This is a genomic window from Rhodopirellula maiorica SM1, from assembly GCF_000346295.1.
Lineage (GTDB): Bacteria > Planctomycetota > Planctomycetia > Pirellulales > Pirellulaceae > Novipirellula > Novipirellula maiorica.
Genome location: NZ_ANOG01000926.1, coordinates 24,092 through 33,812 on the forward strand (window position 1 = coordinate 24,092; position 9,721 = coordinate 33,812).

Below are 9,721 nucleotides of genomic sequence, written 5' to 3' on the forward strand. Positions count from 1 at the left end.
ACGCTAAATGAGGCTCCCTCGCGCATCGATCCGCAAAACATAACGCCAATCATGGCGCTCCGATATTCCCTCGATTACCCCCATCGAGACACCCACCAGATAGCCCTACCTCGTTCCATCATCTGCCTCTAAACGATAACAGACCAGAGAATCACGACGGCGAACCAGCATGACCCCATCGCTAATTGCGGGTGTCGAACACGCCAATGGGCCAAAAGTGAGTGCTTTTTGCCAAACCTTCTCTGCCTCGCCGCCTCCCGCATCCGCCTCGATCGCATCCAGGTTCAACTTGTTTCTTAAATCATCACTCTTGATTAGGCGTCCTTCGGAATCAATTTCCGCATCGAAAAGCAATCGAAAACGATCACTCGCGGCATCCACACACAGCACGCCATCCCAAGCAAAATAGAGTAGGTCGCCGGCAACCAATAGCGATGTGTAACGTGGATTGGAAATGGACAACGTCGTTTGCCAAACGGTATCCCCATCCTCCAAACGGACTTTTGCCAGCCGCTTTTCGCCTTGCACAAACACTGAATCTCTGTACACAGCCGGCGTCGATCCGGAATCGGCTGCCCCCCGAAACCGCCATGCCAATTCAGGCGTGACGTCGGGCGTCGCTGCGTCCAACCGGTATGCACTTAAACCGTTTTTTCGCGACGATCCGTAGGTCAACAACAAGCCGTGGGTGACAATCGGCGTTGATTGCCCGGCCCCCGATTGCAGATCCCACAACAATGTGCCGTCGGCAATGCGGTAGGCTTCGGTTCGCCCGCCCTGTGTGTTGGCAATCACAACGTCTGCACGAGTTTGCTGATCCCCGAGCTTCCAAACCACGGGACTGCTGTGCGATGAATAATCCAGCGGCGACTGCCCCTGCCACAACAAACGCCCATCTGCCGCATCCAAGGCCACCAGGGCTCCGCAAGCCACCATCGCGACATCGGCATGCACGACAAACGAGCTAGCAAAGAATTCGTCTCGAAATTCCCCCGGCAACCGTGCGGTCCAAATCACATCGCCAGTTTCGGCGTCGTAGCAGTACGCCGTTCGCTCGGGTCCCAATACAAATAGCTTTCCATCGGCAACACACGGCGTTCCGGATTGAACAAATCGCGTGTAAACAACCGGCGTTCGCTTGTCCCAAATCGTATTTCCCGACTTCAAATCGAGACAAACCACTCGCTGTTCAAAGGAAAACGCTTTCGCCCGGGCTTCGTTTTCGTCACGCCGCCGGACCTCGTACGCTTCGTACTCAGCGTCGGTCATTCCCGTGCGTTTCTCAGGCGACAACCAAGGGTATTGCGCCGGCCCCAGCGCGTCCCCTTCTTTCTTGCTCTTGGTATGGGCGTAGACATAGACCTTGCCATCGGCAATCACCGGCGAACTCCATCCGCCTGAATTGCCTCCTTCGAAATCGGCAAATTCCCAGACCGGCGGTAACCCGGCCGCTGGCAAATCACGAATCAGTTTGGACGATTCGGCGTAACCATCGCGGTTGGCTCCGCGCCACTGAGGCCAATCCGCCCAAAGTGGTGATTCCCCCATTGCTCCCCAACATAGCAATCCTAGAACGATGCTATGTAGCGAGCCGCATCCGTATCGGGAGCGTGAACAGCACATCGAACAAACCTTCGTGTTGCGATTGCGATGGACAACAATGGCGGCCCCACCTAGGGACCGCCAACGAGACATATTAGACACACGCCCTGTCAAAAACCACTCGCACAAACTCGGTCTGCCCCGAAATCAGCTCTGCGATTACGCCTTGGCGGCGGCAACCATCGCAGCGGTATTGATACCAAAGTGCTCATAAACGGCATCAAAGGGTCCACTGGCGCCAAAACCGCTCATTCCAACGAACTTGCCCTTGCTGCCGATCCAGCGATCCCAGCACATGCGGATTCCCGCCTCAATTGCGACTCGGTTGGTCACTTCGGGCGGCAACACGCTGTCGATGTACGCTTGGTCCTGATTCGCGAAGATGTCCATACATGGCATGCTGACGACACGCACCTTTTTGCCAGCGGCGGTCAGCTCGGTCGCCGCATCGACGGCCATGTACAATTCGCTGCCGCTTCCCATCAGAATGACATCGGGAGTCCCGTCGCAATCGCTCAAGATATAGCCACCACGACTGCACCCATCGGCCGCGGCGTACTTGGTGCGATCCAAGGTTGGCATGTTCTGACGCGATAGCACGAACATCGACGGGTGGTCACTGATGTTCATCGCCGCTCGGTAACATTCGGCCACTTCGTTCGCATCGCCGGGACGGAAGACGTTCATTCCAGGAATGGCACGGCACGCGGTCAAATGCTCGATCGGTTGATGAGTCGGCCCGTCTTCCCCAACGCCGATCGAATCGTGCGTCAAAATATAGATCACCGGTTGATGCATGATGCTACTCAACCGCAGCCCACCTCGCATGTAATCGCTGAACACGAAGAAGGTCGCAGCGTAGCTTCGCAGCCCTGAAAGCGACAAACCGTTGACGATTCCGGACATCGCGTGTTCGCGGATACCGAAGTGCAAATTGCGGCCTTTGTATTGCCCCGGCAAAAAATCGCCCGCACCTTCGAACGTCAAATCGCTCTTATTGCTGGGGGCCAAGTCGGCGGATCCGCCGATCATGAACGGAATGTTCTTGGCGATCGCATTGAGCACCTTGCCGCTGCTATTGCGGGTCGCGTCCCCTTTTTCGCTCGCTTCAAATACCGGAATGTCCTTGTCCCAACCCTCGGGCAATTTGCCAGCGAACATCGCTTCAAGTTCCGCAGCCTTTTCGGGATTCGATTTTTGGTACTTCGCCCACACCGCGTCCCATGCATTGGCTGCCTCGCTGCCGCGGGCTCCGACATTGCTTGCAAAGTCTTCGCGAACTCCCTCGGGGACATGGAATTTCTCGTCGGTCGGCAATCCGTAAGCCTTTTTAGCCAACGCGACTTCGTCCCATCCAAGGGGTGCACCGTGCGCACCGTGCGTGTTTTGCTTATTCGGGGCTCCCCAACCGATCACGCTGCGAACGATGATCAGGGTTGGTTTGTCCTTGCAGGCGTGGAATTTTTCCAACGCGGCTGCCAATGCTTTGGTGTCGTTGGCGTCATCGACGCGAAGCACGTTCCAGCCCAAACCTTCGAATCGGGTCGCGACATCTTCGCTGAACGAAAGATCGGTGTCGCCTTCGATCGTGATGTGGTTGTCGTCGTACAACCAGCAAAGATTGTCGAGCTTCAAATGCCCGGCGACCGAAGCGGCTTCACAGGCAACGCCTTCCATCAAGTCACCGTCGCTGCAAAGTGCGTAGGTGTTGTAGTCAAACAGCACCTCGTCGGCGGTGTTGTAGTTTGCCGCGAGCCATTTTTCGGCCATCGCCATTCCGACCGAGTTACTGACACCGGCCCCCAACGGTCCTGTGGTCGTTTCGATACCGGCCGCCTCAGCGAACTCGGGGTGCCCGGCACAAACGCTGCCGATTTGACGAAAATTCTTGATATCTTCGAGCTTGATCGAAAGCTCATCGAGCACCTTGCCCGATTCATCAACCGCCTTCACGCCTGCCAAATGCAGCGTGCTGTACAGCAACATTGATGCGTGACCACACGACAGCACAAAACGATCGCGGTTGGGCCAATGCGGCCGAGCGGGATCGTAATTCATCGTCTTGTTAAAGACTTGGTAAGCCACCGGTGCTAGTGCCATCGGGGTGCCTGGGTGCCCGCTGTTTGCCGTTTGCACAGCATCCATGCTGAGGGCTCGGATGGTATCGATGGCTAGAGTTTGAATGTTCGTGGTGGCTACGCTCATCGGTACAGTCGCTCTCTGGAAGAGGGGTGGAATAAGTAAATCCGCGATTCGTTTCGTGGAAATGGCGATTTCAACAGGAGCTGCGGAAGGGATTTGCTACCGCAGCGGAATGGTTCAGTTCTGCAAATATTAGCCGCCCAGAGCGAACCCCAAAAGGGTCCGTCAGAGCTCGAGCCCCCAATCTCCCATCGATTCCAACAGCGGCTGAACCGTCAAGTCAAACTGTAGGGGGGTGAGAGTCACATTACCGTTACGTAATGCGGTGACATCAAAGTGTTCGGCCGGTGCTTGCTCGGGTTCCGACCAGAGGGCCCAGTAGTAGTCTCGCCCCCCCGGATCTTGGCGTTTTTCGTAAGTTCGGCCGTATTGATCCAGCCCCATGGGGACGATGGACAGATGAGCAGGGGCAAGCGTTGCTGCAGTGGGGATATTTAGATTAAAAAGTTTTCCCTTTGCTTCCGAACGCTTTACCAACCCGCCGACGACATCACGCGCGATCACGGCCGCCGCCTGGAAATCGGCGTCGGGATCATACTCAAGCGACACCGCGACGCTGGTCACGCCAAAGAAGGCTCCTTCGATCGCTGCGGCGACCGTCCCGCTGTACAGCACATTGACGCCCGCATTGAGCCCGTTATTGATCCCGCTGACGACCAAATCGACCGGATCATCTTTGCACAGTTCGGCGATCGCCAACTTCACACAATCGGCGGGCGAACCATCGACGGCCCAGGCCCAATGCCGTCCGTCGCGGCGAATTGATTTACAGGTCAGCGGGGACAAAAACGTGATCGAATGCCCCACTCCGCTCTGTTCGGTCGCCGGTGCCACGACCACGACCTCGCCTAAATGACGAAGTTGTTGTTCAAGTGCGGCAAGTCCCGGAGCGAAAACGCCATCGTCGTTGGTTAATAAAATTCTCATTGCGATCAATTTAAAGAGAGATTGACGAACGATACCGCGATCAAGGGAGTCCGGCGGCTGAAAAAACGCCGTCCTAAATAGCGTCAGATCGCAGAACGATCCAAGCAGGCCCCTTGGGTATCAATGTGGCATTTTCTACACTTCGTGATTCTTTCCTGCGACACCACTCCTTCCGCTGGCTCGAAAAGACTCTCTGCAAAGACGACTTCCACGAGCGGAAACAACCCAAACGTTGCAATGGCCGACACGACTTTATCTGCGTCTGAATACACGACCGATAGCCTGACCGCCCAGCGGATCGTGGTGCTCGATTTTGGATCCCAGTACGCCCAACTGATCGCCCGCCGCGTGCGGGAACAAAATGTTTACTGCCAAATCCTGCGACATGACATCGCGGCCGATCGGATCGCCGAACTGAATCCCAAAGGGATCATCTTGTCGGGCGGACCGTCAAGCGTCTATGTCGACGGGGCCCCGAAGTGTGATCCCAAACTATTCGAACTGGGCATCCCCGTGCTGGGCATCTGCTACGGCATGCAGTTGGCCTGTGCCGCACTCGGCGGCAAAGTCGACAACACCCCCAGCCGCGAATATGGCCGCGCGGCATGCACGATCAAGAACACCCAAACCCTGTTTCGCGACCTCGAGGGCGAAATCGAAGTCTGGATGAGCCACGGCGACCAGGTTTCTTCGATCTCGGAAGTCTTCGAGCCGCTCGCTCAAACCAGCACCTGCCCCTACGCCGCGATCGCGCATCGCACGCTGCCGATCTTTGGGATGCAATTTCACCCCGAGGTTACGCACACGCCGCAAGGCGGTCAGATCCTCAAGAACTTTGTCATCGACGTATGCGGCTGCGAAGGCACCTGGCAGCTCGGCGATTTTGCTCAAGCTGCTATCGATCACGTCCGTGAACTTGTCGGCGATCGCCGCGTGATTTGTGGATTGAGTGGCGGTGTCGATTCATCGGTCGTCGCGGCACTGTTGTACAAAGCGATCGGACCGCAGCTTTCGTGCATCTTGATCGACAACGGTTTGCTCCGCAAAGACGAGCAAGCATTGGTGATCCGTGAATTCAGCGACCACTTCAAAACCGACTTACACGTGGTCCATGCCGAAGAACGATTCCTAGCGACGCTCGCAGGAATCAGCGAACCGCAAGAAAAACGTCGACGAATTGGCTTTGCCTTCATAGACTGTTTCAAAGAAGAAGCAACCAAAATCAAGAACGCTCACTTCTTGGCTCAAGGCACGTTGTATCCCGATGTGATCGAAAGCGGCGCCGACCCCGATGGACCTGCCGCGACGATCAAACTGCACCACAACGTAGGCGGACTTCCCGAGGAACTTGGCTTTGAACTGATCGAACCGCTACGAGATTTGTTCAAAGACGAAGTCCGCCGACTGGGGCTTGAATTGGGGCTGCCGGAATCGCTCGTTTGGCGACATCCGTTCCCCGGACCAGGCTTGGCCGTGCGTTGCCTTGGCGAAGTCACTCGCGAAAAATTGGATGTTCTTCGCGAAGCCGACTCGATCGTCGTCGAGGAAATTGTCAATGCGGGACTGTATCGCGAAACCAGCCAATCGTTTGCCGTGCTGTTGCCGGTGCAAAGCGTTGGCGTGATGGGTGATGCACGAACCTATGACAATGCGATCGCCATCCGCAGCGTCAAAACCGATGACTTCATGACCGCCGATTGGAGCCACCTGCCGTACGATCTGCTGGCCCGCATGAGCACGCGGATCATCAACGAAGTCGCAGGAATCAACCGAGTGTGTTACGACATCAGCAGCAAACCCCCAGCAACGATTGAATGGGAATAGGGAAACATAACAGCATCCCTGCGACACGCAGCCCAGCACCGCTGCTCCGTTCCTTCCTGTAGCATTTTTCAACCTTTCAACTTTTAACTTCAGACTTCTGCCATGGCTGGACAATTCATTTACCAAGTCACGAACCTAACCAAAAAACACGGCCAGAAGGTGGTGTTGAATGAGGTGAACTTGGCGTTTTACCCCGGTGCAAAGATTGGTGTTCTCGGCCCCAATGGCGCCGGAAAATCAACGCTGATGCGAATCATGGCGGGGCAGGACACCGAATACGAAGGCACCGCTCGATTGGGCAACGGATTTAGCGTTGGTTATCTGGAACAAGAACCACCGCTGGACCCAACCAAGACGGTCTTTGAAAACGTGCAAACCGCTGTGGCCGATCGCCGCGCCGTGATCGACCGCTACAACGAAATCAGTGTGCTGTTGGGCGACGTCACCGACGATGACCAGATGATGAAGCTTTGCGACGAGATGGCAAAGCTGCAGGACATCATCGACACGCAAAATCTGTGGGAACTCGATCGTCAAGTGGAAACCGCAATGGCGGTCATGAATCTGCCACCGGGCGATGCGAACATCGACAAATTGTCCGGGGGCGAACGTCGCCGCGTGGCAATGTGCCAACTGCTGATTCGCCAACCCGACCTGCTGCTGTTGGACGAACCGACCAACCACCTCGACGCCGAATCGGTCGCCTGGCTCGAACAACACCTTGCTCGCTACAGCGGCACCGTGGTCGCAGTGACGCACGATCGCTACTTCCTCGACAATGTGGCTCAGTGGATTTTGGAAATCGATCGCGGCCAAGGCATCCCGTTCGAAGGCAACTACACCGCTTGGCTGGACGCTCGGGCGAAACGTTTGGCCGTCGAGCAACGCACGCAGAAGGCTCGTGACAAAACCTTGGCTCGCGAATTGGAATGGATTCGCATGAGCCCCAAGGCGCGGCAAGCGAAGAGCAAAGCTCGTATTAAATCCTACGAAGAATTGTCGGCTCAATCGTACGAGGACAAGCCAGACGAGTTGGAAATCCAAATTCCATCAGGACGCCACCTCGGCGACCTCGTGATCGAAGGCAAAAACATCCACAAAGCGTTCGGCGACAAAGTCCTGATCGACGACCTCAGTTTCCGTTTGCCACCGGGCGGGATCGTCGGGGTGATCGGCCCCAATGGCGCCGGCAAAACCACGCTGTTCCGGATGTTGACCGGACAAGACACCCCCGATTCGGGCACGATCCGCGTCGGCGAGACGGTCGACCTGGGCTACGTCGACCAGAGCCGTGATGCGTTGGACCCGAACAAGACGGTTTTCCAAGAAATTAGCGGCGGCCATGATCACTTGGAAATGGGCGGACGCAGCATCGCGTCTCGCTCGTATGTATCACGATTTAACTTCAAAGGCCCCGACCAAGAAAAGAAGGTCGGCAACCTTTCTGGTGGAGAACGCAATCGAGTCCACTTGGCAACTCTACTACGAAAAGGTTGTAATGTGTTGCTGTTGGACGAACCCACCAACGATCTCGATGTCGACACGTTACGCGCCCTTGAAGAGGCGATTGAGAACTTCGCCGGTTGCGTGGTTGTCACCAGCCACGACCGCTGGTTCCTTGATCGACTCGCAACCCACATCCTGGCGTTCGAAGGCGACGGGAAACTAACGTGGTGCGAAGGCAACTTCGACATCTATGAACGAAACCTTCGTGAGCGGATGGGAGACGATCCGGACGAAGTTTCCAAACGAGCTCGTTACAAAAGCATTCATGCGGGTTAATTTCACCGCAGCGGGTTTGCCCAACGCGTGCTGAGTTCTAGGAAACGGATTCAGCAAATTGAACATTCCGCAAAGCAGCATTCGGACACGACACCACGATTCGACATGCTGCTTTACCCCTCGCGGGTAAATCACCCACACACTCTCACTTAACAACGAAAGACGAAATCAATGACCATTCTTCGAGTCGGCACAAACGAAAAGTATTCGGACGGTTGGAGCTCTATCTTCGGTGACGGCCCCAACCCAAAAAGACCACGAAGAAAAAGTCCAGCAAGAAGTCTGCGAAGAAAAAAACGACAAGCAAAGTAAAAGCAGCCGCCCCCGCAGCCAAAGCGACCAAAAAGAAAACCACTAAGAAAAAAGCGGCTGCCAAAACCACCGCCAGCAAAAAGAAAGCAACCAAAAAGAAAAAGAAGGGCTGAGCCAAGAGCTTAAATAGAGCGGGACAGGCTTCCGGCCATCCGATCCAACCATCGGCCCGACCGGAAGCGGTTTTGACACTCCCGCAGTGACACCCCTCCCTTCCACCGACGCTTTCATCCCGAAACGTGCCCCACGAGATGCCAAACCAATCGCCTTCCGATGCAATCAAAGAACCGCTTCGGCGACTGGCGGGTTATCTAAACTTCTCGTCCGGCACCAGCGACCCTGCGATCTTTACCGCTTGGAATGAAGTCTATCAACAAGCGTCCGCCGGGGACCCCTTAACAGGGCCCGCCGCGTGGTTGGTACTCAAAGACTGGATGACCGAAACGCTCGCATCGCTGCAAGCGAGCCAAGCCGCGTTTCGTGACACCAGCCAAGCACAGCGAGTCGTCAAGATTCTGTGGAGCGATCTGCTTCCCGCCTACGTCGACTACCATCGCGATCTGCTGTTCCACCAACAGCCCGAACTGCTGTTCAACGGTTTCTTCATGGGCCGTGCGGCCGACGTGATCCTGGCACTTGCTTTCGCCGGTGACGCGGCCGAGGCAAGCGATGAAGAGATTGTCGATCGCGCTATCGAACAACTCAACGACTACGTCGGTTACCGCCCCGTACCTGTGCTGGAAAATCGCCGCTGCGAACCGTACCCTCACGAGTTTGTGCGGCCGATCCCGCTGTATATCGCTGGCGCCGGGATTTCCGCAGGTCCCTACCACAACGTGATCGAAGCGGCACTAGAAGTGCTTCGCAACACTCACCCCGATATCCTTCGCGCGGCCTCGTTTGACTTGAATCGCGTCCAAGAGCTTTCGCTGGATCCGCGAGCGTTCGATTTTGATCATCCGGTAAACCGACGGCCAAATTATCACTTTGGTGGCTGGGACACACGGTCGATCACATTGGATGGTCACTACGATCGCTTTGTGTTGCGTCAAGTCACACTGGATGCTTTGCT

Annotated in this window: 6 protein-coding genes and 1 pseudogene; 3 read left to right on the forward strand and 4 right to left on the reverse strand. The window is 55.9% G+C overall.

The genetic code is table 11. The features are described 5' to 3' along the window. Positions 1–105: 105 nt before the first annotated feature. From RMSM_RS29430 to surE, 3 genes are all read right to left on the reverse strand, one after another. Positions 106–1,548, reverse strand: a complete 1,443-nt coding sequence (locus tag RMSM_RS29430; RefSeq protein ID WP_008705992.1) for a PQQ-binding-like beta-propeller repeat protein — start codon at positions 1,546–1,548, stop codon at positions 106–108. Positions 1,549–1,761: 213 nt separating this feature from the next. Then, complete coding sequence (gene tkt, locus RMSM_RS29435) at positions 1,762–3,807, reverse strand: transketolase (protein ID WP_008705994.1); 2,046 nt, start codon at positions 3,805–3,807, stop codon at positions 1,762–1,764. Positions 3,808–3,969: 162 nt separating this feature from the next. Then, the gene (gene surE, locus RMSM_RS29440) at positions 3,970–4,731 is read right to left on the reverse strand and encodes a 5'/3'-nucleotidase SurE (RefSeq protein WP_040770079.1); all 762 of its coding nucleotides are present in this window, start codon (positions 4,729–4,731) and stop codon (positions 3,970–3,972) included. 237 nt (positions 4,732–4,968) lie between these two features. Here surE and guaA point away from each other — a divergent pair, with 237 nt between their 5' ends. Continuing rightward, positions 4,969–6,555 (forward strand): glutamine-hydrolyzing GMP synthase, encoded by a 1,587-nt coding sequence (gene guaA / locus RMSM_RS29445; protein ID WP_008705998.1) that lies wholly within the window; start codon positions 4,969–4,971, stop codon positions 6,553–6,555. 102 nt (positions 6,556–6,657) lie between these two features. After that, positions 6,658–8,337, forward strand: a complete 1,680-nt coding sequence (ettA, locus tag RMSM_RS29450) for an energy-dependent translational throttle protein EttA (RefSeq protein WP_008706001.1) — start codon at positions 6,658–6,660, stop codon at positions 8,335–8,337. A 223-nt stretch (positions 8,338–8,560) separates the two neighbouring features. Here ettA and RMSM_RS41425 read toward each other — a convergent pair whose 3' ends face one another. Beyond that, positions 8,561–8,767, reverse strand: coding sequence for a hypothetical protein (locus RMSM_RS41425; protein ID WP_008706002.1), 207 nt, complete (start codon positions 8,765–8,767; stop codon positions 8,561–8,563). A gap of 133 nt (positions 8,768–8,900) precedes the next feature. On the opposite strand from RMSM_RS41425, the pseudogene RMSM_RS29460 reads away from it, so the two are divergent. Beyond that, positions 8,901–9,721 (forward strand): annotated as a pseudogene (locus tag RMSM_RS29460) (hypothetical protein); the annotation flags it as partial.

Coding starts and splice junctions, on each gene's coding strand:
- RMSM_RS29430 (WP_008705992.1), bottom strand. CDS start 1,548: ATGGGGGAATCACCACTTTGGGCGGATTGGCCTCAGTGGCGCGGAGCC.
- tkt (WP_008705994.1), bottom strand. CDS start 3,807: ATGAGCGTAGCCACCACGAACATTCAAACTCTAGCCATCGATACCATC.
- surE (WP_040770079.1), bottom strand. CDS start 4,731: ATGAGAATTTTATTAACCAACGACGATGGCGTTTTCGCTCCGGGACTT.
- guaA (WP_008705998.1), top strand. CDS start 4,969: ATGGCCGACACGACTTTATCTGCGTCTGAATACACGACCGATAGCCTG.
- ettA (WP_008706001.1), top strand. CDS start 6,658: ATGGCTGGACAATTCATTTACCAAGTCACGAACCTAACCAAAAAACAC.